The sequence below is a fragment of the Nocardia sp. NPDC051929 genome, from assembly GCF_044548645.1.
GTDB classification, from domain to species: Bacteria; Actinomycetota; Actinomycetes; order Mycobacteriales; family Mycobacteriaceae; genus Nocardia; species Nocardia sichangensis.
Genome location: NZ_JBIUCG010000014.1, coordinates 75,616 through 98,794, shown reverse-complemented (window position 1 = coordinate 98,794; position 23,179 = coordinate 75,616). Strand labels below are relative to the sequence as shown.

Annotated in this window: 27 protein-coding genes and 1 pseudogene; 15 read left to right on the top strand and 13 right to left on the bottom strand. The window is 70.3% G+C overall.

Annotated elements, in window-relative coordinates:
- Positions 1–419: 419 nt before the first annotated feature.
- The 4 genes from ACIHAX_RS20055 to ACIHAX_RS20040 all read right to left on the bottom strand — a co-directional run bounded on the left by ACIHAX_RS20055 (position 420) and on the right by ACIHAX_RS20040 (position 2,210).
- Positions 420–677 carry a DUF4235 domain-containing protein gene (locus tag ACIHAX_RS20055; RefSeq protein WP_355077613.1) on the bottom strand — a complete coding sequence of 86 codons (258 nt, stop codon included), beginning with the start codon at positions 675–677 and terminating at the stop codon, positions 420–422.
- On the bottom strand, positions 674–1,069 hold the full coding sequence (locus ACIHAX_RS20050) for a DUF3618 domain-containing protein (RefSeq protein WP_397278971.1): 396 nt from the start codon (positions 1,067–1,069) through the stop codon (positions 674–676). The genes ACIHAX_RS20055 and ACIHAX_RS20050 overlap by 4 nt, the downstream gene beginning before the upstream one ends.
- Positions 1,066–1,482 carry a phage holin family protein gene (locus ACIHAX_RS20045; protein ID WP_397278969.1) on the bottom strand — a complete coding sequence of 139 codons (417 nt, stop codon included), beginning with the start codon at positions 1,480–1,482 and terminating at the stop codon, positions 1,066–1,068. Before ACIHAX_RS20045 ends, ACIHAX_RS20050 begins: the two co-directional genes overlap by 4 nt.
- Before the next feature lie 179 nt (positions 1,483–1,661).
- Positions 1,662–2,210: a TerD family protein gene (locus ACIHAX_RS20040; protein ID WP_364428229.1), complete on the bottom strand. Its 549-nt coding sequence runs from the start codon at positions 2,208–2,210 to the stop codon at positions 1,662–1,664.
- 338 nt (positions 2,211–2,548) lie between these two features.
- Here ACIHAX_RS20040 and ACIHAX_RS20035 point away from each other — a divergent pair, with 338 nt between their 5' ends.
- Positions 2,549–2,839 (top strand): hypothetical protein, encoded by a 291-nt coding sequence (locus ACIHAX_RS20035; RefSeq protein WP_364428226.1) that lies wholly within the window; start codon positions 2,549–2,551, stop codon positions 2,837–2,839.
- A 12-nt stretch (positions 2,840–2,851) separates the two neighbouring features.
- Here ACIHAX_RS20035 and ACIHAX_RS20030 read toward each other — a convergent pair whose 3' ends face one another.
- Complete coding sequence (locus tag ACIHAX_RS20030; RefSeq protein WP_364428223.1) at positions 2,852–4,003, bottom strand: glutamate--cysteine ligase; 1,152 nt, start codon at positions 4,001–4,003, stop codon at positions 2,852–2,854.
- Positions 4,004–4,142: 139 nt separating this feature from the next.
- Here ACIHAX_RS20030 and ACIHAX_RS20025 point away from each other — a divergent pair, with 139 nt between their 5' ends.
- Positions 4,143–4,478 (top strand): hypothetical protein, encoded by a 336-nt coding sequence (locus ACIHAX_RS20025; protein WP_364428220.1) that lies wholly within the window; start codon positions 4,143–4,145, stop codon positions 4,476–4,478.
- A gap of 72 nt (positions 4,479–4,550) precedes the next feature.
- Positions 4,551–5,501 (top strand): FAD-dependent oxidoreductase, encoded by a 951-nt coding sequence (locus tag ACIHAX_RS20020; RefSeq protein WP_397278966.1) that lies wholly within the window; start codon positions 4,551–4,553, stop codon positions 5,499–5,501.
- Positions 5,502–5,526: 25 nt separating this feature from the next.
- Here the strand turns inward: ACIHAX_RS20020 and ACIHAX_RS20015 are convergent, their stop codons facing one another.
- Positions 5,527–5,904, bottom strand: a complete 378-nt coding sequence (locus ACIHAX_RS20015; RefSeq protein ID WP_355077627.1) for a hypothetical protein — start codon at positions 5,902–5,904, stop codon at positions 5,527–5,529.
- Positions 5,905–6,112: 208 nt separating this feature from the next.
- On the opposite strand from ACIHAX_RS20015, the gene ACIHAX_RS20010 reads away from it, so the two are divergent.
- Positions 6,113–7,378 (top strand): helix-turn-helix domain-containing protein, encoded by a 1,266-nt coding sequence (locus ACIHAX_RS20010; protein ID WP_355077629.1) that lies wholly within the window; start codon positions 6,113–6,115, stop codon positions 7,376–7,378.
- On the opposite strand, the gene ACIHAX_RS20005 is transcribed toward ACIHAX_RS20010, so the two are convergent.
- Positions 7,318–8,088 (bottom strand): histone deacetylase, encoded by a 771-nt coding sequence (locus ACIHAX_RS20005; protein WP_364428212.1) that lies wholly within the window; start codon positions 8,086–8,088, stop codon positions 7,318–7,320. The two genes, ACIHAX_RS20010 and ACIHAX_RS20005, sit on opposite strands and share 61 nt — an antisense overlap.
- 132 nt (positions 8,089–8,220) lie before the next feature.
- A complete protein-coding gene (locus ACIHAX_RS20000) occupies positions 8,221–9,144 on the bottom strand; it encodes a LysR substrate-binding domain-containing protein (RefSeq protein ID WP_364428209.1) in 924 nt (307 codons plus the stop codon).
- 118 nt (positions 9,145–9,262) lie between these two features.
- On the opposite strand from ACIHAX_RS20000, the gene ACIHAX_RS19995 reads away from it, so the two are divergent.
- Positions 9,263–10,249, top strand: coding sequence for a YeiH family protein (locus ACIHAX_RS19995; RefSeq protein WP_397278962.1), 987 nt, complete (start codon positions 9,263–9,265; stop codon positions 10,247–10,249).
- 123 nt (positions 10,250–10,372) lie between these two features.
- Positions 10,373–10,768 carry a PPOX class F420-dependent oxidoreductase gene (locus tag ACIHAX_RS19990; RefSeq protein WP_356962108.1) on the top strand — a complete coding sequence of 132 codons (396 nt, stop codon included), beginning with the start codon at positions 10,373–10,375 and terminating at the stop codon, positions 10,766–10,768.
- Here ACIHAX_RS19990 and ACIHAX_RS19985 read toward each other — a convergent pair.
- Complete coding sequence (locus ACIHAX_RS19985) at positions 10,765–11,028, bottom strand: helix-turn-helix transcriptional regulator (protein ID WP_356962109.1); 264 nt, start codon at positions 11,026–11,028, stop codon at positions 10,765–10,767. The two genes, ACIHAX_RS19990 and ACIHAX_RS19985, sit on opposite strands and share 4 nt — an antisense overlap.
- A gap of 102 nt (positions 11,029–11,130) precedes the next feature.
- On the opposite strand from ACIHAX_RS19985, the gene map reads away from it, so the two are divergent.
- The gene (gene map / locus ACIHAX_RS19980; RefSeq protein WP_397278960.1) at positions 11,131–11,895 is read left to right on the top strand and encodes a type I methionyl aminopeptidase; all 765 of its coding nucleotides are present in this window, start codon (positions 11,131–11,133) and stop codon (positions 11,893–11,895) included.
- A gap of 4 nt (positions 11,896–11,899) precedes the next feature.
- Here map and ACIHAX_RS19975 read toward each other — a convergent pair whose 3' ends face one another.
- Positions 11,900–12,616: a glyoxalase gene (locus ACIHAX_RS19975; protein ID WP_397278958.1), complete on the bottom strand. Its 717-nt coding sequence runs from the start codon at positions 12,614–12,616 to the stop codon at positions 11,900–11,902.
- A gap of 112 nt (positions 12,617–12,728) precedes the next feature.
- Here ACIHAX_RS19975 and ACIHAX_RS19970 point away from each other — a divergent pair, with 112 nt between their 5' ends.
- Positions 12,729–13,277 (top strand): PadR family transcriptional regulator, encoded by a 549-nt coding sequence (locus tag ACIHAX_RS19970; RefSeq protein ID WP_397278956.1) that lies wholly within the window; start codon positions 12,729–12,731, stop codon positions 13,275–13,277.
- A gap of 68 nt (positions 13,278–13,345) precedes the next feature.
- Positions 13,346–13,728: pseudogene (locus tag ACIHAX_RS19965) on the top strand (PPOX class F420-dependent oxidoreductase).
- Between the two features lie 10 nt (positions 13,729–13,738).
- Here ACIHAX_RS19965 and ACIHAX_RS19960 read toward each other — a convergent pair.
- The gene (locus ACIHAX_RS19960; protein ID WP_364428578.1) at positions 13,739–15,055 is read right to left on the bottom strand and encodes a metallopeptidase TldD-related protein; all 1,317 of its coding nucleotides are present in this window, start codon (positions 15,053–15,055) and stop codon (positions 13,739–13,741) included.
- Positions 15,056–15,123: 68 nt separating this feature from the next.
- A complete protein-coding gene (locus ACIHAX_RS19955) occupies positions 15,124–16,653 on the bottom strand; it encodes a TldD/PmbA family protein (protein WP_397278954.1) in 1,530 nt (509 codons plus the stop codon).
- A 166-nt stretch (positions 16,654–16,819) separates the two neighbouring features.
- On the opposite strand from ACIHAX_RS19955, the gene ACIHAX_RS19950 reads away from it, so the two are divergent.
- Positions 16,820–17,467: a TetR family transcriptional regulator gene (locus ACIHAX_RS19950; protein ID WP_356962114.1), complete on the top strand. Its 648-nt coding sequence runs from the start codon at positions 16,820–16,822 to the stop codon at positions 17,465–17,467.
- Here the strand turns inward: ACIHAX_RS19950 and ACIHAX_RS19945 are convergent, their stop codons facing one another.
- The gene (locus ACIHAX_RS19945) at positions 17,468–18,235 is read right to left on the bottom strand and encodes a TSUP family transporter (RefSeq protein ID WP_355077647.1); all 768 of its coding nucleotides are present in this window, start codon (positions 18,233–18,235) and stop codon (positions 17,468–17,470) included.
- A 107-nt stretch (positions 18,236–18,342) separates the two neighbouring features.
- Between ACIHAX_RS19945 and ACIHAX_RS19940 the strand changes: the two genes are divergently transcribed.
- From ACIHAX_RS19940 to ACIHAX_RS19920, 5 genes are all read left to right on the top strand, one after another.
- Positions 18,343–19,515: a histidine kinase gene (locus ACIHAX_RS19940; protein ID WP_364428189.1), complete on the top strand. Its 1,173-nt coding sequence runs from the start codon at positions 18,343–18,345 to the stop codon at positions 19,513–19,515.
- A 133-nt stretch (positions 19,516–19,648) separates the two neighbouring features.
- Positions 19,649–20,308, top strand: a complete 660-nt coding sequence (locus tag ACIHAX_RS19935) for a response regulator transcription factor (protein WP_039798341.1) — start codon at positions 19,649–19,651, stop codon at positions 20,306–20,308.
- Between the two features lie 92 nt (positions 20,309–20,400).
- Positions 20,401–20,883: an FxsA family protein gene (locus tag ACIHAX_RS19930; protein WP_397278952.1), complete on the top strand. Its 483-nt coding sequence runs from the start codon at positions 20,401–20,403 to the stop codon at positions 20,881–20,883.
- A gap of 54 nt (positions 20,884–20,937) precedes the next feature.
- Entirely contained in the window at positions 20,938–21,192 is a 255-nt protein-coding gene (locus ACIHAX_RS19925) for a hypothetical protein (protein WP_356962121.1), read from the top strand.
- 40 nt (positions 21,193–21,232) lie between these two features.
- Positions 21,233–22,831, top strand: coding sequence for an amidohydrolase (locus ACIHAX_RS19920; protein ID WP_397278950.1), 1,599 nt, complete (start codon positions 21,233–21,235; stop codon positions 22,829–22,831).
- The last annotated feature ends 348 nt before the right edge of the window (positions 22,832–23,179 follow it).

The following is a 23,179-nucleotide window of genomic DNA, read 5'->3' as shown; positions in this document are numbered from 1 at the left end:
ACGCCACGTCGACCTCCGCTCCGGTTCACGTCTCTTGCGCACGGGTTCTCGGCGCAGAGAGCGACCACTCCGCGGCCAACTTACCCCATCCCGTCGTGCGCTAATCACACTGTGCGCCCGGTCGCGCCTCCGACCAGGCGGTCTCGTGCGGCCGGACAAGCTCGTTGCGCCGGTCCGACGGCTGCCTCGATCGTCGCTCGGGGCAGCCGTGACACAAGAGCCGACCTGAAGGGGGGCCGATCCCCATCAGCGGCGCGACGAAGCATGCCCGTCGTGCACCGCCGAGGCGGACGATCGACCTCGGTGACGGGTGCGGCTTCGTGATGACGCCGGGATTCAGACGCACACCGAATTGCCGCCGTGACTCGAGAACGTCGAGTCACGGCGGCAGTGATTTCGAGCTGCGGCGATGCGCCGCGTTATTCCGGCCAAGTGCCGGTGAGCGATTCGTAGCCCGTCGCGCCCGCGCGGTCGATCGCGGCCTTGACCAGGCCGAAAACCGCGCCCTGCAATGCCGCGGCGAAAAGCACCTCGCGCCAGGAATGATCCCGCGCGGTCGACGTCGGGGCCTGCCGCTCACCGGTGATCTGCTTCCACACCTTGGTGAACACGGCGTTCGCCGCGAGGCCGCCGAGCACGCTGATCAGCAGGCCGAGTGGTTTGTAGAGCGTCTTCATCGCCGCCTCCGCACGATCTGCCAGACCACGGCCGCGAGCACCGCCGCGCCGAGGGCAGTGGGAATCGGATGGGCGCGCAGTGCGCCACCGGCCTGCCTGCCGCGTTCGGCCACCGGCTCCGGTGTGGCCGCCGCCACTCGGTGGACGAGGTCGGCCGCGCCCGTCCTGGCCTGCTGGGCCTTATTCGCGACGGTGAGCGCCGCCTCGGACGCCGCGTGCTGAGTCGCCTCGACGGCGTCGTGCGCCTTCTCCTTGCTGCGCGCGGGCACATCGAGTTTGTGGCCCAGCTCTTCGACCGTGCGGCCGAGATCCGCCCTGGCCTGGTCGCGGTCGCGCCGCAGGGCCGCGACGTCGTCGGTGGGCCGGTCGGCCCCGGGTCGGCTGCCACTCATCCCCGCCTCCTGTCCTTGATCACCTCGATGTCCTCGCGAATGCCCTCGACCGCTTCCTGCGGGATCGGCGGATTCGCCTCTTCGACGCTCTTCTTCCCGGCCAGACCGAGCACCGCCGCGACCACCAGCAGCGCGCCCGCGACGATCAGCGCGGACGCCCAGCCCGGCAGCACCTCGGTGAGGCCGAGCACCGCCGCCGCGACCAACGCCGCCCCGCCGTAGAACGCCAGTAGCGCCGCCACGCCCGCCAGGCCCGCTCCGAGGCCGAACCGTTTGCCCTTCTCCCGCATCTCGACGCGAGCGAGCTGGAGTTCGTCGCGGATGAGCCGGGACACCTGGGTGGTGGCGTCCTCGACCAGTTCGCTGACCGACCGTGCGTTCGCGGGCGGGCGAACCTGTGTCGTCCCGGTCATGAGACCTCCTTCGGCATGTCACACCTCCTGCCCGGCGACTACCCGCGCGTCCGAATTCCAATCGGAGGCCGCGGCCGGTCCGGCGGGGGAGGGGTGTGCGACGCGCGAAGCGGCCGACGCCAGACCGTAGCTCGCGCTGAAACCGAAGCCGTTGCGGCGCAAGCCGAATCGCTACGAGGTCATTCGATGTACGGGCCGAGCTGCGGAATCGCCTCGATCGGGTGCCGCGCCCGCAAGCCCGCGCCGACGTCCTGGAAGTGCCAGGCGCCCTCGGTGCGACGCACTCGGCCGAGCACCAGGCCGGTGTGCGAGCCGCCGCCGGTCAGCTCGTGGCGGGCGAGCTGGGTGCCCGCCACGGTGTCGATCACTCGGCAGTACGCGTTCGCGATCCGCTCGAAGGTCTGGCCGGTGTAGCAGGTGATGAGGAACAACACCGTCGTCACCTGCGCGGCGAGGCGGGACAGATCGACGCTGATGATCTCGTCGTCGCCCTCGCCTTCTCCGGTGATGCTGTCGCCGTGCAGGCGGACGGCCCCGTCGGTCGAGCTGAGCTGCTCGTGGTACACGACGTCGACGAGCCGGTCCGCGGCGAAGAGCAAGGCCGCGACGTTGAGATCGATCTCCTCGCGCCGGCCGAAGAAGCGCGAACGGGTGGCCGGATCCCAGCCGAGCGCCACGGTGACGTGTTCGAGCGGGACGCCACGATCGTCGCGGAGCTCGGTGCGCATCGGTGATCTCCTCTGCGTCGGAAAGCGGGCGCGGGCGCGGCGGCCTCCGGCGCGTCCGCCGACGTTCCGGGCCGAAACCATCGGAACGACTTCGGCGGACCAGGAGCGTACCCGTTTTCGGTTCGAATATGGCGAGAATCCAATCCGCGAGACGGTGCGCCGCGAAGTCAAGGCATGCGGGTTGGCACGAGACAGGTGCGCCCAGACCGCGGTGCGGGTCCATCCACGCATGGTCGTACGCCTGCGGAGTCGGCGGTCCGTTCGCGCGTCGAGGTCGCGGCGAGGCCGCGATCGGCGCACCCAGGGCTGCCGGTCGGGTCGGTCGAAGGTGACCGGCGATGACCGGCGCCGAGCCGTGTCGCGCGAATCTGCTCGATCTGGCGTACCCGTACGCGATGGACGCGGTGGCCGAGATCGAGCGCAGGCGCATCGAAAACCGCGTCGCGACAGCCGAATCCGGCACCGCAGCGGCGTTCGCCGGCGCGGTGCGGCGTATCCGGGACACGTTGGCGGCACTGAGCGCGACCGCCGCGGTGAATCCGCCAACCACCCTCGAGTCGAAGATCCTGCGGGCGATCGATGATTCGAGTCCGAGCGCGGACCAGCGCGGCCGACCACGCAGCGCATAGCCACCGTGGTGCTCAGCTGAGCGGCGCTCCGGTCGCCGGTGTCGCGCGGGAACTTCCCGGCTGGTCGCAGCCTTCGAGGGTCGAGCGCGCCACCTCCTCGACGACGTCGTCGATCTCCCCGCGCGCCCGCAGCGCCGCGATCTGTCGGTGCGCGCCGTTGCCGCGCGCGAGCAGGCGGCCGAACGCCTCGTCGACGAATCGGCGGTCGCCCGCGTCCTCCAGCGCGGGCGCGGCGTAGTCGATCAGCCGGCACAGCAGGTCGCGCACGGGCGCCACCGTGCCGTCACGAGGGTCGACGCCGTCTCCGGCCAGCCCCGAACGCGCTGCCTTCCAGTACGCCGCCCGCAACATCTCCGCGGGCACCTGCGGCGCGAGCTGCCGCGCCGCCAACGATCTCTCCGCCATCACGACGACGGCGCGCACCAGCGCGGCCAAGAGCGCGGTCTCCTCGACGGTCGCCGGAATATCGCTGACCCGTATCTCGACGGTCGGGAACGAGACCGAGGGGCGGACGTCCCAATAGACCATCTGCTTGTCCAGGATGCTGCCGCTGTTGAGCATCATCGCGACCATCGCCTCGTAGTGCCGCGCGGATTCGAAGTACGGAGGCGGTCCGGCGCTGGGCCAGCGCCGCCACAGGATGCTGCGCCAGCTGGCGAAGCCGGTCTCGGTGCCGCGGTAGATGGCGGAGTTCGCGGTCATCGCGAGCAGTTGCGGCAGCCACGGCCGCAGGTGGTTGCTGACCTGGATCGCGGTTTCGACGTCGGGGATGCCGATGTGCACGTGACAGCCCGACAGCCCCTGCTCGTGGGCGAGCATGCCGAAGTTCTCTTCGATGCGCTGGTAGCGCGGGGTGTCGGTGACCGGGAACTCGTGCGGGACGGTGGGCGGGATGCCGACTGCGAGCAAGCGGGCGTCGTTGCGCTCGGCGCAGGCGGCGATGCCACGGCGCAGGTCGCGCAACTGCTGGTGCAGTGCGCCGATATCGGTGTGGACCGCGGTGCTGGTCTCCACCTGACAACGGGTGAGTTCGAGTTGCAGGTCGATGCCGAGTTCCTCCGCGGTACGCGCCACCTCGACATTGCGTGCCAGCGGTTCGCCGGTGCGCGGGTCGACGAGCAGGAACTCCTCTTCCACCCCGATGGTCAGCCGCCCATCGTCCATGGATTGGCATTACCCACGGGCCGACGGGCTAGTCAACCGAACGAGTCGCGTTCGCCGATCAGTTGCCGGTCGGCTTCGACGCGATTTGAACGGCCGGAGGGCGGCAACGCGAACGACGGGGGGCCGCAGGAGTTGTCGCATGTTTCGGATCGCTGCACGTGTCGCCGCTACCGGGGGCTGCGTCGTGATCGTCGCTGCTGCCGGCGCGGGGGTGGCCGCCGCGGGACCGACGTTGTCGGCGGACAGCCAGGAGGAGGGCGCCATCGCGGTGGGCAGCCAGCCGCCGTCGGAGAACTGGAACTGTGTGTTGATCGGCTCGGCCGAGGCGGCCGGTCCCCGGGTGGACATGGCCGGGACCGGCGAGAGCCGGGGCGGGTTCGCGGAGGGCAGTACCGTGGCCGCGGCCTGTGCCGGGCCGCAGTGGCCGGTGGTGGCCATGACGACCGGTGTCACATCGCTCGACGATGCCGACTGATCTATCCGCGCCTCCCAGGGGCGGTGCTACGGGAACAGCGCTGGGCGGGTAGGGCTCGATACTCTCGCTCCCATGCGGATCGTCGTCCTCGGCTCGGGCATTTCGGGTCTGTCCACCGCGGCCGAACTGCTCCGAGCCCGGCACGAGGTCATCGTCGTCAGCGCCGAGCCGATCACGGCGACGACGTCCTTCCTGGCCGCGGCGGTCTGGTTTCCGACCGCCGCCGGTCCCGCCGATCGCGTGCTGGCCTGGAGCGAGACGACTTTCGAGCACTTGGCGGCGCTGGCCGCCGCCGAAGCGCCGGGCGTGCGGATGTGCGCGTCCATGGCGCTGTATCGCGACGAGCCCGCGATTCCCGCGTGGTCGCGGTCGGTGCGCTCGTTCCGGCAGGCCGATCGGGTGGACCTGCCTCCGGGCTACGGATTCGGATTCCGTTTCGAAGTTCCTTTGGTGGAGATGCCGACCTACCTGCCGTTCTTGAGCGCGCAGGTGGACGCGGCAGGCGCGCGTCGCGTACCGCGTGCTGTGCGGAGCCTCGATGATCTCGCGGACCTGTCGCCGGACGTCGTGGTGAACTGCGCCGGTCTGCGGGCCGCCGAGTTGGTGGGCGACCCGGAGGCGTATCCGATCCGCGGCCAGATCGTGCGGGTCGCGAACCCCGGGCTGTCGGTGTCGGTCCGCGACGAAGCCCATCCGCTCGGTCGCGCCTACGTCCATCCCCGCGCGAACGATTGCGTCCTGGGCGGTTCGCTGGACACCGGCGAGTGGGACACCGCGCCCGACCCCGACCTCACCCGATCTATCCTGCGGCGCTGCCGCGATCTGGTCCCAGGGCTCGACGGCAGTGAGGTGCTGGACGCCGTGGTGGGACTGCGCCCCGGTCGCCGGGAGGTCCGCGTGGAACTCGACACCGCCGTGCTACCCGGCACGCCCGTCGTCCACAACTACGGCCACGGCGGCTCCGGCATCACCATCGGCCACGGATGCGCGCTGGAGAGCGCCGCGCTCGTAGCGGCGTTGTGAGCAGCGGCCGGTGCGTCGGTCGCGCTCAGTTGGCGTAACTGCGCGCCACCACCGAGTTCAGCGTCTCGAGGAATTCGCTGAGCACGCCGGGCTCGACCCGATCGCGCGCGGTGCGCCGTCCGGGGGAATCCGTGGCGGGTGCGGCGAGGCCCGCGTCGACGCTGTCGCGCAGGACGGCGTGCACCGCTTCGATCGGGATGCCCGCCTGGGCGCATCGGGTCGCCGCGTGCTCGAACCGGCCCAGCGCGAGACTGCCCGCCGCCTCGGCCGCGTCGACCAGGACGAGGGCCAGTTCCAAGCCCATTCTGATCAGCGCGTCGGGACCGCCGCGATGGGCGCCACGAGTGAATCTCGCGGACACTTCGGTGATGTCCCGATCTTCTTCGTGCGGGCCGATGTTCATGGCCCTCCCTCCGCGCGGCGACCCTGCTGCCACCGACGTTACGACGGGGATCGAAAGAATTCGACCGCGCGATGACGACTTGTGAGGCTTCACAGACGCGCGTCGCCCGGTTCGGGTGGTGTCCCCAACCGGAGGCTTGGACCTCGGCACGCCGACCCGGTCAAGTTACCGTGGAGTACTTTCCGCGATCGGGGAGGGAAGGAGTCACATGTCCATCACCGATTCGGCAGGCCCGGATCTGACCCTGTCGGGCCGCCCGGCCAGTTCTTCACTGCGAGACGTGCGGAATCTGTCGCGCAAGATGGTCGGCCATTTCATCGAGACCGTCGCGCACTGCCGGACGCTCCCCGGTGAGGCGCTCAACGGCGACATCACCAACATCACCCGCCTGTGCCTGGAACTGGCCGTCAGCATGCTCGACGGCAGTGACATCCCGGAGAAGACCCTCCTGCTGCGCAACGCCGCGGCGGGCTGGGCGCGAGAAGGCATTCCGATCGACACCATCCACCACGCCGTGCACGAGGGATTCAAGCTCGGCTTCGACCTGATCGTGGCGAACGCGACCGCCGCGGACTTCGACAGTCTCAAGGAGATCAGCCGCCGCCTGCTGGAGATCCTGGACACCATCACCTCGACCGTCTCGCGGGCCTACGTGACCGAGTTGCGCGCCGTGGTCGGCGAGCACCACACGGCCGCGCACACCCTCGCTTCGGCCCTGCTCGGCGGGCACCCCACCTTCACCATGGCCCGCGAATGCGGAATCCAGATCGCCGACTCGTATTCCGTTGTCGCCCTGGCGATTCCGCCGCACCCGGAGGAGCGCAACCCGCATCTCGACGGTGCGGTGGTCGCGCGGCGGAAGCTGCGCCGAGTGCAATCCGAACTCGCCACCCGCTGCGGTGAATCGGTGTTGTCGCTGCTCAGCGTCGACGGCGGCACCATCCTGTTACCGTCCGCGTCGCCGGAGGACAAGTCGCTGGACGAACTGGTGGACAGTCTCGGCCGCGCCGCGCAGGTGCCGATCGTCGCGACGGTGATCGCCGCGACCCCGGTCGAAGTGCCGACGGCCGCCGACCGCGCGCACGAGCTGCTGGACATGGTGCAACGGCTGCGCTGGACCCGCGGACTGTTCCGCTTCGACGACCTCGCGCTCGAATATCAGCTCACCCGGCCCGGACCCGGACTGGAGACCCTGCGCACACTGCTCGACCCACTCGACGAGCACCCCGAACTACTCGAGACGCTCAAACGTCATATCGGTACGAATCTCAATCGCCAGCGCACGGCGCGATCGCTGCACATCCACACCAACACCGTGGACTACCGGCTCAAGCGCATCGGTCAGCTCACCGGTTTCGACCCCGCCCAGGCATCCGGGGTGTGGTACCTGCGTGCGGCGTTGGTCGCCCGCAGCTACCGGGACTCCGAGGACGAATCGCCGGTCGGTGCGTGGGCGGGGGCGGTCTCCTCATAGGTTCGGCGCACCACTTCATCGTCGCCGAGCAGGGCATGGACCGTCTCGGGGGTCCAGCGCCGGTCGGCACCGGGCCGAGTGGCGAGGTAACCCGCGGTCGCGCGGGCGGACCAGCCGTGTGCCGCGCGCAGGCCCGCGGCCAGATACCGCAGGTAGGCGGCGGCGGGCGGATTGCCCCGAACGTCGCGACAACGCCACGGGGCGGTGAAGGTGAGCACCGGGTACCCGGCGTGCGTTCCCGCGCAGACCAACGTTTCGTAGCGTCCCGGGCCGAGAGTCATTGTTCCCTGCGCGATCGCATCGCTGAGATCCATGTCCGCCCCCGGGACGCGATACATCTCTTGCGCCACGATGTCGGAGAACTGGGCGGTGGTGAGCAAGTGGGCGTGCACGGCCATCTCGCCCGGGCAGTCGGGGTCGTAGAAAGCGCGGCCGCCGGTCCAGGTCAACGATTCGGTGGCGAAATACAGCACGCCCCGGAGCAGGAGGGGCGTCGAGCGGATCGGGTCGGCGTTGTCGCGGCAGCCGGGCAGGGTGAGTGTTCCGCCTGCGGGCTTGCCACCGCGAAGATAGGTCCGCAGCCTGGCCAGACTCATATTCGAGCCGTACGCGGCGTACCAGACCGGATCCGTGCGCACGGGCGGCTCGGACCGACTCACGTCCGGTCGCGCGCCGGGCGCTGTCGCGCCGTCGGTATGCCAGGCCGTCATGGCACCCATTCTCGACTGTTCGCGACGTGGCGCCCACCTGACATTTCCGGCCGAGGGACGCGGTCGGCCGCCTGCGCATCGTCATTCCTTGCCGTCGGCCGGGTGGGTGCCCGTGTGCGCGGACCGAGTGCTTCACCGGTTGCGCGCCACGCCGCCGCCCGCGGCGCACCGGGCCAGCGCTTCCGCGGGCCCGGACGGAGGAGCTTGCCGACGCCAGATGACGCGGAATTCCCGGGTGAGCACGACGGAGTCGGCCGTCGGTACCTCGACGAGGGCCGCGCTGTCCAGATCGGGCGCCGCGATCAACCGGCTCAGCACCGCGGGTGCGACTCCGGCCCGCGCCGACGCGACGATCGCCGCCGCCGAGCCCAGTTCGGCGGCCGGGTGGGCAGGCTGGCACTCCGCGCCCAGGATTTCCCATACCGTGTCGCGGGTGCCGGATCCGGGCTCGCGCCACAGCAGGGGAGTGGTCGCGAGTTCGCGCAATGTCACCGGCCGTCGGCGGTGTGCCCACCGGTGGCCGGGCGCGACCACGACAACCAGATCGTCGGCGCCGAGCACTCGGCTGCCGAGTCCGGGCGGCGGGTGCGGTCCCTCCACGAAACCGATGTCCGCCCTGGCGTTGCGGACCAGTTCCTCGACATGCCGGGTGTTGTCGACTTCGAGGGATACCGCCACCTCCGGATAGGACTCGCGGAAAGCGTCGAGCCACTGCGGAATGCGATGGTCGGCGATGGTCTTCGACGCGGCGATCCGCAGGTGTGGCACCTGAGCGGCATGCAGCGCGGCCACACCCGCGCCGAAGGCCCGCGCCGCGTCGAGCACGGCTTGCGCGTGCTCCACGACCGAGCGCCCCGCGTCGGTGAGCGCCGACCCGGTGGGCCCGCGATCCAGCAGCCGTAGCCGTAGCCGTCGTTCCAGGGCGCTGATCCGCATGCTCGCGGCGGGCTGGCTGATGCCGTGCCTGCGCGCGGCCGCGCCGAGGCTGCCCGACTCCGCGACGGAGACCAGCAGGTCGAGCACCTCCAGATCAGGTGTTCCTGGCGGCAGCGTCATGGGCAGATTATGAGCCTGCTGCGATGGCGCGGCATTCCCCGCCCCATCAGCGCGGCTTATGAGGTGCTGTCGTCCCGACGGCTACCCGGACAGATCGTTTGCCGCGATCGTTGTCGAAATGACGCATCTTCGCCGGCACGGGCCCGGCCTTCTGGTGGCAGCGGTGCTCGCCACCGCCGCGACTTTCCTGGGCGCGGTGTGGCCCGTCCTCGGCGTGCCCGTGCTCGCCCTGGCCGGTGGCGCGATGTTCGGTGTTTTCGCACGCCGCACCGGGGACGAGCGATTCACTCCCGGGCTGGCCTCGGCGCAGCAACGATTGCTCGGCGCCGCCATCGTCCTGCTCGGTCTCGGGTTGCCCGTCGGCGCGGTGGTCGGCGTGGGCCGCGGCACCATAGTCGTACTGATCGGCACATTGCTCGTCGGCGCCCTGGCCGCGCTGGTCGTCGGCAGGCTGCTGGCCCTGGACCGGGATTCCGCCATCCTGGTGGCGGTGGGCACCACCATCTGCGGGGCCTCCGCCATCGCCGCCGCCACGGCGGTCATCAAGCCCGACCGCGAGCGGACCGCCTACGCACTCGGCACCATCTTCGTCTTCAATGTGGTCGCGGTGCTGGTCTATCCGCCGCTGGGCCACCTGCTCGGCATGTCCGAGCAGGCATTCGGCCTGTGGGCGGGCACCGCCATCAACGACACGTCCTCGGTGCTCGCCGCCGGCGTGGCGTTCGGATCCGCCGCCGCGCATTTCGCCGTCATCGTCAAGCTGGTGCGCAGTCTGGCGATCATCCCGCTGTGCGTCGGATTGCACTTCGGAGCCCGGCGCGATTCCGGCGTCACGCCACTGTGGCGCACCATTCCGCTGTTCGTGGTGCTGTTCCTCGCCGCGTCGGCCCTCGCCGCCACCGGCGTGATCCGGCCCTCGTGGACGACCGCCCTGAGCCATGTGAGCGCCTGGCTGATCGCCGCCGTCCTGGCCGCCGTCGGCACCACCCTCACGCCGCAGCGCCTACGCACCGCAGGCCATCGCCCCCTGCTCTTCGGCGGCATCCTCTCCGTCATCCTCGGAATCTCCAGCCTCGCGCTGCAATTCGCCACCGGCTGGCGGTGAGCAACATACGAATTGTGGCGGCGGCTCGGCGGACACGGTTGCCGCCACCTACGCCCATACACGTAATCGCGAACCGTCCTGCGGTCGGATGTCGCCGCCGTCGCGCGGGCCTACCGTTGCCCTATGACGTGGAACGAGATGAGCCAGAGCAAATACGTGCGGCTGACCACCTTCAAGAAGGACGGGACGCCGGTCGGCACACCCGTGTGGGTGGCTCCGGATGGTGACCGGATCGTCGTGTGGACCAATCCCGAGACCTGGAAGGTCAAGCGGATCCGCCGCAATCCGGACGTCACGCTGCAGGTCTGCGACGGGCGCGGCCGACCGACGGCGGCGGAGGTCCTGCCGGGTAGCGCGCGCATTCTCGACGCGGACGGCACCCAGCGCGTGCGCGATGTGGTCGCGGACAAGTACGGGATCATCGGCAAGCTCGCCATTCGCGGGCACAAGCTGCTGCGCGGCGCGAACGCGTCCGTCGGGATCGCGATCGCTCCGAAGGCGACAGTCGATCCGGCCTAAGCGGATTCGGCGAGACCGGCCGAGCGCCAGATGTCCGCGAGATCGTCGAGCGGGATCGAGAGCGCCTGTGCCAATGCCACCACGGTGCCGAAAGCCGGCGAGGGCAACCGTCCGGTCTCGATCTTGCGCAGCGTCTCCGGTGAGATCCCGGCGGCGTGGGCGACGTCGGTGAGTTCGCGGTTCGCGCGGGCCGCGCGCAGGGCGGCGCCCAAGCGGCGACCCGACTCGATCTGCGCGGGGGTCAACGGGAGGCGGACCATGCGCTCAGGCTACGGACGGCAGTGCGAGGTCGCAAGACGGATTGGTATTAAAATACCGGCGCGGCTAGGGTGGTATTAAAATACCGGCGCACTGGAGGAATGATGGTCGAGTTGAAGAGCCCGGCGGAGATCGCGCGGATGCGAGTGGCGGGGCGCTTCGTCGCAGACGTGCTCGCCGAGTTGCGCGACCGGGCGCGGGTAGGGGTGAACCTGCTCGACCTGGAAGCCCACGTCCGAGAACGCATCCGCGCGCGCGGAGCCCAGTCCTGCTACTGGGACTACGCGCCCTCGTTCGGGCGAGGACCGTTTCGCAATACCGTCTGCCTGTCGGTGAACGACGCTGTGCTGCACGGACTTCCGTTCGACTATGCCTTGCGCGACGGCGACGTGCTGACCATGGACCTCGCGGTCGGCATCGAAGGCTGGGTCGCGGACGCGGCGACCACGGTCGTGGTCGGCTCGGCCGCGGAGGAGGACGTGCGGCTGGTGCGGGCGACCGAGGAGGCGCTGGCCGCGGCGATCGCGGTCGCGGTGCCGGGCAACCGGATCGGCGACATCTCCGCCGCCATCGCCGAGGTGGCGCGGGCGTACGGCTATCCGGTGAACACCGAATTCGGCGGTCACGGCCTCGGCCGCACCATGCACGAGGAACCGCACGTGCCCAACGACGGCCGCCCGGGGCGCGGCTATCGGTTGCGCCCCGGGCTCACCATCGCGATCGAACCGTGGTTCGCGCGCACCACCGACCGCATCGTCACCGATCCGGATGGCTGGACCATCCGTTCGGCGGACGGCTCCCGCACCGCCCACTCCGAGCACACCATCGCGATCACGCCGGACGGGCCACAGGTGCTGACCGCGGCGTGAGGGTCTAAGTCTCCGACAGCCAGGAAGACAGCTCGTCGGAGGCGCGTAAGTCGTCGGCGATGTACGCGCGTTCCTCGGCGGACAGTTCCATCGCGCGCAACTCCGCCCGGAATCCATCGGCTCCGCCGGGGTCGCCGGTCGCGACGGCGAGTTCGGCGAGCGCCGCCAGTGCCCGCGCCACGTCGAGCCGGGGCGCTTCGCTGCGGAACCGGCCGAGACCGACCTCGAGCACGCGGAACGCGGCCTTGTCGTCGGTCTTGAAATCGCGCAGGATGCGGGCGTTGTCCAGCACTCTGGACAGCCCGTCCAGCTCCTTCGATCCGCCGTACTCCACCTTCGGGGGTTCGTCGCGCTGGATGTAGATCACCTGGTTGCCCGCCGGATCGATGACGGTGAACCGGGACTGCCCCGGCCGGAAGCGGGTGATCCGGGGCAGGCCCTTGGCGGGGATCTTGCCGTAACGGCTGCGCAGCGCCGCGGAGAAGGCTCGATGCCTGCTCGCGACGTCGTCGACCATCACGAGGCAGCCTGCGCGTTCGGCGGGGATGTCGGAGTCCTTCGGCGCGGGCACGAAGTGCAGGGCGCAACCGTGGTCCTCCACCGCTCCGTAGACGTAGGGACGGGTCTGCTCATGGGTCACCGTGTAGCCCAGCGTCCGGTAGAAGTCGAGCGTGTCGGTCAGGTCGCCGGTCCAGAGTTGCGGTACCGCCGTGTCGGCCATGAAAACTCCCATTTACCTGCGGTAGTCAATTTTGACTAGGTGAGCGTAGCGATGGTTTTCGCCGGAAGTCAAACTTGACTACCATGCGATCTCGGAGCGGAAGGAGTTCGCGATGTCGGTGGTGCGCCTGCTCGTGCTGGGGGTGATGCGCCTGCGTCAGCCCGTGCACGGCTACGCGGTGCATCAGGAGCTGCTGTCCTGGCGGGCCGAAACCTGGACGAACGTCAAGCCCGGCTCGATCTATCACGCTCTCAAGCAGCTCACCCGCGAGGGCAAGCTGAGCGCGTTCGGCACCCAGACCAGCGACCAGGGCCCTGGGCGCACGCTGTTCGAGCTGACCGAGGCGGGAGAGGCCGAGTTCCGCGGGCTCATGGACGAGGCGCTGGTCAGCATCGATATGGAGGAACTGGGCGCTGCCATCGCCTTCATGGACGCGCTGCCCAGGGCGCACGTCATCGCGAAATTGCGGGAACAGCGCCGCCGCAGCGAGGAAGTGCGCGCCGACCTGCTCGCCATGATCCCGGACTTCCCCGGGCGGTACGAAGCGCCGCACGCGACCGATCTGCTGGAGCTGTGGAGTGGCGTGTTCGAGAACCTGTCGAAGTGGACCGACGGAGTACTGGCGCGTCTGGAAGCGGGGGAGTACCGACTGCCGGAGTGAATGTCCGGCACGAACCCGCGCCTTTCCCGCGTCGCTCACCGCACCGGGATGCGGGATACGCTGCCCGCATGACGAATTCGCTGGACGCCGTCGCCAAGGCCGACTACGTGCTGCTGACCACCTTCCGCAAGGACGGATCGCCCGTCGGCACCGCGGTGTGGGCGGTGTCCGAGAACGGCAAACTGTACGTTTGGACCGTGACCGACACTGGAAAGTCAAGCGCTTGCGCCGCAATCCGGCGGTCAGCGTGCAACCGTGCAGCGCGACCGGCAAGCCGCACGGCGCGGTGGTCGAAGGAACCGGACGGATCCTCGATGCCGAGGGCACGGAGCGGGTCCGCAAGCTGCTGCGGCGCAAGTACTGGCTCACCGGTCCCCTCGTCATCCTCGGCAGCAACCTGCGGCGCGGCAAGTCCGGAACCATCGGCATCGAGATCGACCTCGCGGCCTGACCCGCCGCGCTCAGGTCGCCTGGCTGACCGACGACATGTGGAAGTCCGGAATCCGCAAGGGCGGCATCGCGGTCCGGGTGAACCAGTCCTTCCATTCCCGCGGCAGCGTGAGCTCGGTGGCGCCCGCCTCGCTCACCCGCCGGAGCACATCCAGCGGGCTCTCGTTGAACCGGAAGTTGTTCACCGCGGCGGTGACCTCGCCGTTCTCGACGAGATACACCCCGTCCCTGGTGAGACCGGTGAGCAGCAGCGTCGCCGGATCGACCTCACGGATGTACCACAGGGTGGTCAGCAGCAAGCCGCGCTCGGTGCGCGCGATCATGTCGTCGATGGTGGCGTCGGAACCGCCGGTGAGCAGCAGGTTGTCGCCGGGAACCGTGGCGGGTGCGTCGAACTCGGCGGCGGTGGCGCGCGGATAGATCAGCGCGGAGATCACGCCGTCGCGCAGCCAGTCGACGCGCTCCGCGGTCAGGCCGTTGTCGAACACCGACATCGATTCCGACGACGCGGTCGCCGCCACGAACGGCTGGTATTCCAGTCCGGGCGCGTGCGGATCGGAGTAGAGCGTGAGCGGGATATCGCTCAGTCGCTCGCCGACCCGGGTCCCGCCCGCTCGCGCGAACGCCGTGTGGCCTTCCTGCGCGCCCCTGCCCTCCATCGACCAGGCCAGGTAGATCATCAGGTCGGCCACGGTGGAGGGCGGCAGCAGCGTCTCGTAGCGGCCCGCGGGCAGCTCGACCTTGCGCTTGGCCCAGTCCAGGCGGCGGGAAAGGTCCGCGAGCAAGCCGGATACGTCGACGTCGGTGAAGTCCGCGGTACCCACCCCGACCCACGCGCTGGCCAGATCCGCGCCCTCGCCGCGTTTGCCGTTGATCTCCACCGAACCGGTGGGTTGCACGAAGCGGCGCCGGATGCCGGTCGAGGTGCCCAGCCAGGTGGTGTGCATCTGGTGATGGGCGAAGCCGTAGAGGCGGTCGGCGCTGTCGAATCCGGCGGACAGGCCCTCGGCCAGATCGGTGAACACCTCGATGCCGGTGCCGGTCGCCGGGGCGGCCCAGTCTTGGTCGACGGTGTCGGGCTCCAGCAGCGGCATCGCGTCGCGCGCGGGTTCGGCGCCGCGCGCGGCCTCCTCGCTGGCGCGCACGACGGCCTCGATGTCGTCGGGGTCGACGCTGGACGAGGCGATGGTGCCGACGCGGGCCAGCGTGGGCCCCTCGCGGAACACCGAGATCACCGCCCATTTGCGCGACACCGACGACCCGTTGGTGGTCATGGAGTTGCCCGCCCAGCGCAGTGACGCCTCGTGCTCGTCACGGACGATCACCATCGCCTCGTCGGCGCGCGACAGCGCCAGCGCGCGCTCCACGGTCACGCCGGCGGGGAACAGATCGTCGCTCACTGGCCTGCCTCCGTCCGGGTGTTGAGAATGTTGACGCCGCGCACCAGGACCGACGGGCAGCCGTGGCTGACCGCGGCGACCTGGCCCGGCTGCGCTTTCCCGCAGTTGAACGCGCCACCGAGCTGCCAGGTCGACGGCCCGCCGACCGCTTCCATCGCGCCCCAGAAGTCGGTGGTGGTGGCCTGGTAGGCGACATCGCGCACCTGGCCGTCGAGCTTGCCGCCGCGGATGCGGAAGAACCGCTGGCCGGTGAACTGGAAGTTGTAGCGCTGCATGTCGATCGACCAGGACCGGTCGCCGACGATGTAGAGGCCGTCGTCCACCCGCGAGATGAGTTCCTCGGTGCTGGTATCGCGGTCGGGATCCGGTTGCAGTGACACGTTGGCCATGCGCTGGATCGGCACGTGATGCGCCGAATCCGCGTACGAGCAGCCGTTGGACCGCTCCAGGCCGAGGCGCGGCGCGAACACCCGGTCCAGTTGATAGCCGACCAGGATGCCGTCGCGGACCAGATCCCAGCGCTGCCCGGCGACGCCCTCGTCGTCGTAGCCGACCGTGGCCAGCCCGTGCGACTCGGTGCGGTCACCGGTCACGTGCATGATCGGCGTGCCGTAGCGCAGTGACCCGAGCTGGTCCGGAGTGGCGAACGAGGTTCCCGCGTAAGCGGACTCGTAGCCGATGGCGCGGTCGTACTCGGTGGCGTGGCCGATGGATTCGTGGATGGTCAGCCACAGGTTGGTCGGATCGATGACGAGGTCGGTCGGCCCGGCCTGCACGCTGGGCGCCTTCACCTTCTCGGCCAGCCACTCCGGAATCCGGGCCAGTTCGCCGTCCCAGTCCCACATGCCGTCGGCCCCGGTGACGTACTCCCATCCGCGGCCGACCGGTGCGGCGAGCGTGCGCATGGTCTCGAACACACCTGCCGACGCGTCCACGGTGATCGCTTCGAGGCTCGGGTGCAGCCGCACCCGTTGCTGGACGATCGAGGAGCCCGCGGTGTCGGCGTAGAAGGTCTGCTCCTTGACCTGCAACACGCTCGCGGTGACGTGATCCACTCCGTCGGCGTGCGACAGGCGCTCCGAATAGTCCTGCAGCAGCGCGACCTTCTCGCCGGTCGGGACGGCGAACGGGTCGACATCGTAGGCCGACACCCAGCGCGCGTCGGCGTAACGCGGCTCGTCGGCCAGCTCGACGCGTTCGCGGTTGAGTGCCCGCAGCGTGGTCGCGACCGTGACGGCGGTGCGCGCCACTTCGGCGGCGGTACCGGGCGTGAGCGCGGCGTGCGACGCGAAACCCCATGTGCCGTCCACGATCACCCGCACGGCGAAGCCGAGTTCGGTGCTGTCGGTGACGGCCTCCACGCGCCCGTCGCGCAACCGGATCGATTGGGTCACCAGGCGGTGCACCCGCAGGTCGGCGTGCTCGGCACCGGCCGCCGTGGCCGCGGCCAGTGCGGCGTCGGCGAGCGCGGCCAGTGGCAGGCCGAGGAACTCGGCGTCCACGTCTCTGGAAGTCGCGATGCTCACCCGCACCAACCTAGTCGGTCTCGCCGCGCGTGCGCGGTGATCACACGCCGTGCGACAGCGCATCGGGTGCCGATTCGCGCGCGATGCGTAGTGGCGCTGGGTGAACGGCGCGCGCGACACTCGGGCTTTACCGCGTGTTGCTCGCCGGATGCCGTACTGTGCCCGCGTGCCGCCATCCGCCCTCCGTGACCGTAAACGCGAACGTACCCGCCGAGCCATTCTGGAAGCCGCAGCCGAGCTGTTCGAGACGAGCGGCTACGAGGAGACCACGGTGGCCGACATCGCCGCGGCGGCGGACGTCGGCACACGCACGTTCTTCAACTATTTCGCGAGCAAGGAAGAGCTGCTCTTCCCGGAATCCGACGAGCGGGTGCGCGCCGCGGTGGCGGCCATCGCCAGCAGACGTCCGGGCGAACGGCCGGTGGAGGTCGTGCTGCGCGGGCTGCGCGCGGCGGGTGACAACCCCGGCGAGCACCTCGTCGACGACCTCCATGCCCGGATCGGGGCGCTGCGCGCCCAGGTGTCGCGGACGGTGCCCGCGGTGAGCGGCCGCGCCGCGCACGCCCAGCTGGTCACTCAACGCGAGATCGCCAGGCAGTTGCACAAGGCGTTCCCCGCCGAGCTCGACGAGGTCGGCGCCGCCGCGTTGGTCGGCGCGGTCGTCGGTGCGGTGTCGGGTGCGTTGACGGTGCTGTTCCAGCGACCGGTGGCGGGAGTCGAGGACGGCGAGCGCCTGCAGCGCGAGATCCACGAGACCACCTCGCGGGTGCTGCAACCGTGGCTGGCCACCCAGCACCCCCAACCGGTGGGCTGATCAGCCGAACTGCTGCCAGCCCAAGCGGATCACCATCCCGATCACCACCACCAGCAGCACGACGCGGACGAACTCGGCGCCCTTCCGCAGCGCCATGCGCGCGCCGACCACGGCACCGAGGACATTCGCGACGGCCATCCCCGCGCCGAGTGCCAAGAGAATGTGCCCGGTCGCCCCGAAGAAGAGCAGAGCGCCGAGGTTGGAGCCGCAGTTGATCACCTTCGCCATCGCGGCGGCCCGCACGAACTCGGTCCCGAGCAGGGTCGCGAAGGTGATGATCAAGAACGTCCCGGTGCCGGGCCCGAGCAAGCCGTCATAGAAGCCGATCAACCCGGCCGCCAACGCCACCGTGAGGACGACCTTCCGCCTGGTGGGTGGATGCGTGGCCAGGGTGACGCCGATCGACGGACGCAGCGTGACCACGACCGCGACACCGACCAGCACCACCATGACGATCGGAATGAACAGTTCCCGGTCGATCAGCGAGACCGCGGCCGCGCCCAGTGCCGCCGCCCCCGCGGCGATCACCGCCGCGGGCAGCAGCACCCGCCAGCGCATCGGCACCTTGCGAGCGAAGGTCAGCACCGAGGCGCTGGTCCCGGCGACCGCGGCGAGCTTGTTGGTGCCCAGCGCGGTCTGCGGCGCGATCCATGGGGCCACCACGAACAACGTCGGCAGCACGATCAGCCCGCCGCCACCCACCACCGCGTCCACCCAGCCCGCCGCCGTCGCCGCGGTCAACAAAACCGCCCAGTCTCCGATCTCCACCCGGTCAGACAACCAGACCGCGGATCCGGACCCTGCCCGGTGCCGGGGACGGGCAGTCGTCGGCTGGGCCGGGTCGCCCGCGTGCCGAGGCCACCTACTCTGATCCGGTGCGTCGTTTCAGTCTGTGGCTCCGGGGCAAGCCCGTCGTGGCCGACTCGGCGCTGGCGGCGATCTTCGTGCTGCTCGAGATCATCGGGGTGGGGAACGCGCACAACAAGCTCGCCTACCTGGCCATCGGGGTGCTGCTTCCGCTGCCGCTCGCCCTGCGGCGGGTGTATCCCCGGGCCATGGCGGCGGCTACTTTGGCGTTGTCGCTGACCGAGACGCTGGTCGGCTTCCTGGTCCAGGACGACGCGGACCACATCGCACAGCTGTCCCACGGCATCATGCTGTACACGCTGGTCGCTTACGTCGGCAGGCGGGACGGACTGTGGTACGGGCTCGGCCTGGTGGTGGATCTCGTGCTCTCGATCGTCGCGATCGGCAAGCCGTCCGGGTCCGACAGCGTGTTCACCGCCATGTTCTACGCCTTGTGCTGGACGCTCGCGGAGTTCATCGGCGCGCGGCACGCCTACGACGCCGAGGTGGCGGCCCGGCTCGCGGTCGCCGACTACGACAAGGAACGTCGCGCGCACGACGCCGTCGCGGCCGAACGCACCCGCATCGCGCGGGAACTGCACGACGTGGTCGCCCACGCGGTGAGTGTGATCATCGTGCAGGCCGACGGGGCGAAGTACGCGCTGCGCCGCGACCCGGACGCGGCCGAGCAGGCGCTCGCCACCATCGCGAGCACCGGCCGAGAGGCGCTGCGCGAACTGCGCAGAACCGTGGCCCTGCTGCGCACGGAGCACGCGCCCGACCAGTTGCCCCAGCACGGCACCGCGGGCATCGCCAAGGTCGTGGAGATGATGCGCGGCACCGGCCTGGCCGTCGAGCTGGAATTGACCGGCGAACTCGACGACATCGCGCCGGAGGTCAGTCTCGGCGTGCACCGCATCGTGCAGGAATCGCTGACCAACACGCTGCGGCATGCCGGTCCGCATCCGAAGGCGTGGGTGCGGGTGCGCCGCACCGATGCCGACGTGCTGATCGACGTCACGGACACCGGTGGGGCGTCGCCGACGGAACCGGGCGCGCGCATCCAGGGCAGCGGTCTCGGCTTGGTGGGGATGCGTGAACGCGTCGCCGTGCTCGGCGGCAGCCTGGACGCGGGTCGCCACGCGGACGGAGCCTGGCGGGTGCACGCCAGCATCCCGCTGCGTTCCGACCCGGCGGACTGAACGAGCCGCCCGGCCGCTCGTTGCGTGAAAAGTAATGAGCAGCAGTGGAATTCGGCCCATGTCGACCGGTAGGCGAGACCGGCGCCGCAGCTGCCGCCCGGCGCGGCGAAGCGGCCACGTTACATTGGGGAACGTGCCGATCACCGTGCTCGTCGTCGATGACCAGGAACTCATGCGGATGGGATTGAAGATGGTGCTCGGCGCGCACCCGGACATCGAAGTGATCGGCGAGGCGGCCAACGGCGCGGCCGCGGTCACCACGGCGGCGGAACTGCGTCCCGACGTGGTGCTGATGGACGTGCGGATGCCCGTGGTGGACGGGGTCGTCGCCACGACCCGCATCGTGGAGGCCGGGCACGGCAGCCGGGTGCTCGTCATGACGACCTTCGATCTCGACGAGCACGCGCTCGGCGCGCTGCGGGCGGGGGCGAGCGGATTCCTGTTGAAGGACACCCCGCCGGAGGATCTCGTCTCGGCCATCCGCAGCGTCGCCGCCGGTGACGCCGTGGTGTCGCCGAAGGTCACCAAACGTCTGCTGGACCGGCTCATCGCGGAGAACCCGGCGCGCACCCGCGACCCGGGCGTGCTCGATGTGCTCACCGCCCGCGAACGTGAGGTGCTCGAGCAGATCGCGGCAGGCCGCTCCAACGCGGAGATCGCCGAGCAGTTGTACCTCTCGGAGGCCACGGTCAAGACACACGTGGGCCGGGTGCTGACCAAACTCGGTCTGCGCGATCGGGTTCAGGCAGTCGTGCTCGCCTACGAGACCGGGCTGGTGCGGCCGGGCGGATGACGGCGCGGGCTCTCAGCGACCTATCAGGCGAATCAGGGAGAAAAAACTGGGCGCGAGACGTTGACCGGGGTAGATCGTCCGAAAGGATCGCCATGCCCGCCTTGTTGTTCGTGCTGTACGTCGTCGTGGAAATCGCCGCGCTGGTCACGGTCGGTCAGCTGATCGGCGCGTTGCCGACCATTCTGCTGCTGATCGCCGGATCGGGAGCGGGCATGCTGCTGGTCGGTTCGCAGGGGCGGCGGGTGTTCGAGCAGTTCCGCCGGGCCGCGCGCGGGGAAGTGGCGCCAGGGACCGCCGTGGCGGACGGCGCCCTGGTCGCGGCGGGCGGTGTACTGATGTTCGTACCCGGCCTGGTCACCTCGCTGTTCGGTCTGCTCCTGCTGCTGCCGCCCACGCGGTTGCTGGCGCGTCCAGTGCTGGCGGCCTTCGCCGCACGGCGCTTCGGCAAGCTGGTCGCGACCGGGCCTTACCGTGGGGTCGTCGTCGACGGTGGTGACGTGGTGGACGGCGTCGTCGTGGGGCAGTGGTACGACGACGGTCAGGGCAACGCGCGCCGCGCGATCCCCTCGGCCTGAGTGAACTCGCCGCACCCGGTTCCGTGTCGCGCCGCGAAGGGCTATCGTGACGCGATGACCACCGAGCAACTCACCGTGACGGTGAGCGAAGAGCTGGCCGCCGCGGTGAAACGGGCGGCCGCCGCTGCGGGACAGTCGATTTCCGGATTCACGGCCGCGGCGCTGCGGCTGGAGCTGATCGCCGTGGAGGCGGGCTGCCTGCCCGCGGCGGCCGGGAGAACCGGCGGTACGCCGCCGGAATACGCGGAGGTGATGGCGGTGCTCGCGCAACCGGAGGATCTGGACCGCCACTCCGTGCTGAACGCCTGACCGAAACCGCCGAATCGGGCATGGGGCAGACTGGTGCCTCGTGAGTACCCAGTTGCTGATCGGCGGCCGTTTCTACAGTGCCAGTTCACCCGACGCCACGGCGATGGCGGTGAGCGACGGAACCGTCGTCTGGCTGGGCGCCGAGCAACCCGGACTGGCGCTGCATCCGGATGCCGAGATCGTCGACCTCCACGGCGCCTTCGTCGCGCCCGCGTTCGTCGATCCGCATGTGCACGTCACCGCGCTGGGCCTGAAGCTGACCGGGCTCGACCTGTCGGCCGCCCGGTCGCTCGAACACTGCCTGCGGCTGCTGCGGGAGTTCGCCGAGGCGCACCCCGACGGCGCGGTACTGGGTGACGGCTGGGACGAGACCACCTGGCCGGAGGGACGGCCGCCCACCGTCGAGGAGATCGACGCGGCGGCGGGTGCGGGCAGGCAGGTCTATCTCTCGCGCGTGGACGCGCACTCCGCGGTGGCGTCCTCGGCGCTGCTGAACGCGCTGCCCGGGCTGGCGGCGATCGACGGATTCACCCGAGGCGAGCCCGTGTGTGCCGCCGCCCACCACTTGGTGCGCGCCGCCGCGCTCGCCGGATTGACTCGGGCACAACGGGATCGAGCGCGCGCCGCAGCGCTGGACCATGCCGCCGCGCGCGGTGTCGTCGCGGTCCACGAATGCGCGGGGCCGGAGATCGCGGGCCGTGACGACGTCCGCGAACTGCTCGAATTCGAGCACGGCGTCCAGGTGCGGGCCTACTGGGGCGAGGCGGTGCGCAGCGCCGAGCAGGCTCGCGCCCTGATCGGCGAACTCGGCGTGCACGCACTCGGCGGCGACCTGTTCGTCGACGGCTCCTTCGGATCGCGCACCGCGTGGCTGCGCGCACCCTACTCCGACGAATCCGGCTGCGGCCGAAGCTATCTCGATGTCGAGGCGATCGCGAATCACGTCCGCGCCTGCACCGTCGCGGGCATCCAGGCCGGATTCCACGTGATCGGCGACGCCGCCATGGATGCCGTGGTCGCCGGTGTCGAACGGGTGGTCGCCGAACTCGGCGGTCCCGCCGTCGCGGCGCTGGGGCATCGCGTCGAACACGCCGAGCTCGTCGATGCCGAGCACATCTCCCGCCTGGCCCGCTGGGGCGTGATCGCCAGTGTGCAGCCGGGATTCGACGCCGCGTGGGGCGGAACCGACGGCATGTACGCGGCGCGGCTCGGCGCGGAGCGCGCCGCGGCGCTGAACCCGTTCGCCGCCATGGCCTCCGCGGGCGTGGCCCTGGCGATCGGTTCCGACGCCCCGGTCACCGCGCTCGATCCGTGGGCGGCGGTGCGTGCCGCCGCCGGGCACCGCACGCCCGGCCACGCCCTGTCCCCGCGGGCCGCCTTCGCCGCGGCAACGCGCGGCGCGTGGCGCGCGGGCGGAGTTCGCGACGGGGTGGCGGGCACACTGGTCCCCGGGGCGCCCGCCTCCTATGCGATCTGGGATGCCGGCGAACTGGTCGTCAGCGCGGCTGCCGACTCGGTGCAGCGCTGGTCCACCGACCCGCGGTCGCGCGTCCCTGGGTTGCCCGCGCTGGAGCCGGGCGCGCCGCTGCCCACGTGCCTGCGCACCGTGCACCGGGGAGTGACTATCTATGCGAAGTGAGCGCGCGATGGTGGAGTCCGCGACGGCTCCCGGCCGTCTCGTGCCCGGCGTTCGGGTGCGCGGGGCGGCTCGTGAGCGGCTCGGCTCGGGCCGGGCGTACAACACCCCTTGCCGAGTGCACTCTGTTCGTCCACGGCGGTCCGATGTGGCACTGCGTGCCAGTACTCCATCTTCTCCGTTTGCCGGACGCTCTCCGGTGTACCGCGGCGCCACCGCGGATCGGTGCGTGAACCAGCCGCATAACCGAGCGTGGCGGCTCGCGATTTCGTACGCACCGGCTGGAACGCTCCGGTCTGTTCGACGGAGCGTGAGCGGAGAACCGATATCGCGTGCGCGGCGGCTAACGAT

What these genes read in the sequence shown, in the direction of transcription:
- ACIHAX_RS20055 (WP_355077613.1), bottom strand. Translation starts at nt 677, where the DNA reads ATGAAGACGCTCTACAAACCACTCGGCCTGCTGATCAGCGTGCTCGGC.
- ACIHAX_RS20050 (WP_397278971.1), bottom strand. Translation starts at nt 1,069, where the DNA reads ATGAGTGGCAGCCGACCCGGGGCCGACCGGCCCACCGACGACGTCGCG.
- ACIHAX_RS20045 (WP_397278969.1), bottom strand. Translation starts at nt 1,482, where the DNA reads ATGACCGGGACGACACAGGTTCGCCCGCCCGCGAACGCACGGTCGGTC.
- ACIHAX_RS20040 (WP_364428229.1), bottom strand. Translation starts at nt 2,210, where the DNA reads ATGCGCACCGAGCTCCGCGACGATCGTGGCGTCCCGCTCGAACACGTC.
- ACIHAX_RS20035 (WP_364428226.1), top strand. Translation starts at nt 2,549, where the DNA reads ATGACCGGCGCCGAGCCGTGTCGCGCGAATCTGCTCGATCTGGCGTAC.
- ACIHAX_RS20030 (WP_364428223.1), bottom strand. Translation starts at nt 4,003, where the DNA reads ATGGACGATGGGCGGCTGACCATCGGGGTGGAAGAGGAGTTCCTGCTC.
- ACIHAX_RS20025 (WP_364428220.1), top strand. Translation starts at nt 4,143, where the DNA reads ATGTTTCGGATCGCTGCACGTGTCGCCGCTACCGGGGGCTGCGTCGTG.
- ACIHAX_RS20020 (WP_397278966.1), top strand. Translation starts at nt 4,551, where the DNA reads ATGCGGATCGTCGTCCTCGGCTCGGGCATTTCGGGTCTGTCCACCGCG.
- ACIHAX_RS20015 (WP_355077627.1), bottom strand. Translation starts at nt 5,904, where the DNA reads ATGAACATCGGCCCGCACGAAGAAGATCGGGACATCACCGAAGTGTCC.
- ACIHAX_RS20010 (WP_355077629.1), top strand. Translation starts at nt 6,113, where the DNA reads ATGTCCATCACCGATTCGGCAGGCCCGGATCTGACCCTGTCGGGCCGC.
- ACIHAX_RS20005 (WP_364428212.1), bottom strand. Translation starts at nt 8,088, where the DNA reads ATGACGGCCTGGCATACCGACGGCGCGACAGCGCCCGGCGCGCGACCG.
- ACIHAX_RS20000 (WP_364428209.1), bottom strand. Translation starts at nt 9,144, where the DNA reads ATGACGCTGCCGCCAGGAACACCTGATCTGGAGGTGCTCGACCTGCTG.
- ACIHAX_RS19995 (WP_397278962.1), top strand. Translation starts at nt 9,263, where the DNA reads ATGACGCATCTTCGCCGGCACGGGCCCGGCCTTCTGGTGGCAGCGGTG.
- ACIHAX_RS19990 (WP_356962108.1), top strand. Translation starts at nt 10,373, where the DNA reads ATGACGTGGAACGAGATGAGCCAGAGCAAATACGTGCGGCTGACCACC.
- ACIHAX_RS19985 (WP_356962109.1), bottom strand. Translation starts at nt 11,028, where the DNA reads ATGGTCCGCCTCCCGTTGACCCCCGCGCAGATCGAGTCGGGTCGCCGC.
- map (WP_397278960.1), top strand. Translation starts at nt 11,131, where the DNA reads ATGGTCGAGTTGAAGAGCCCGGCGGAGATCGCGCGGATGCGAGTGGCG.
- ACIHAX_RS19975 (WP_397278958.1), bottom strand. Translation starts at nt 12,616, where the DNA reads ATGGCCGACACGGCGGTACCGCAACTCTGGACCGGCGACCTGACCGAC.
- ACIHAX_RS19970 (WP_397278956.1), top strand. Translation starts at nt 12,729, where the DNA reads ATGTCGGTGGTGCGCCTGCTCGTGCTGGGGGTGATGCGCCTGCGTCAG.
- ACIHAX_RS19960 (WP_364428578.1), bottom strand. Translation starts at nt 15,055, where the DNA reads ATGGTGATCGTCCGTGACGAGCACGAGGCGTCACTGCGCTGGGCGGGC.
- ACIHAX_RS19930 (WP_397278952.1), top strand. Translation starts at nt 20,401, where the DNA reads ATGCCCGCCTTGTTGTTCGTGCTGTACGTCGTCGTGGAAATCGCCGCG.
- ACIHAX_RS19925 (WP_356962121.1), top strand. Translation starts at nt 20,938, where the DNA reads ATGACCACCGAGCAACTCACCGTGACGGTGAGCGAAGAGCTGGCCGCC.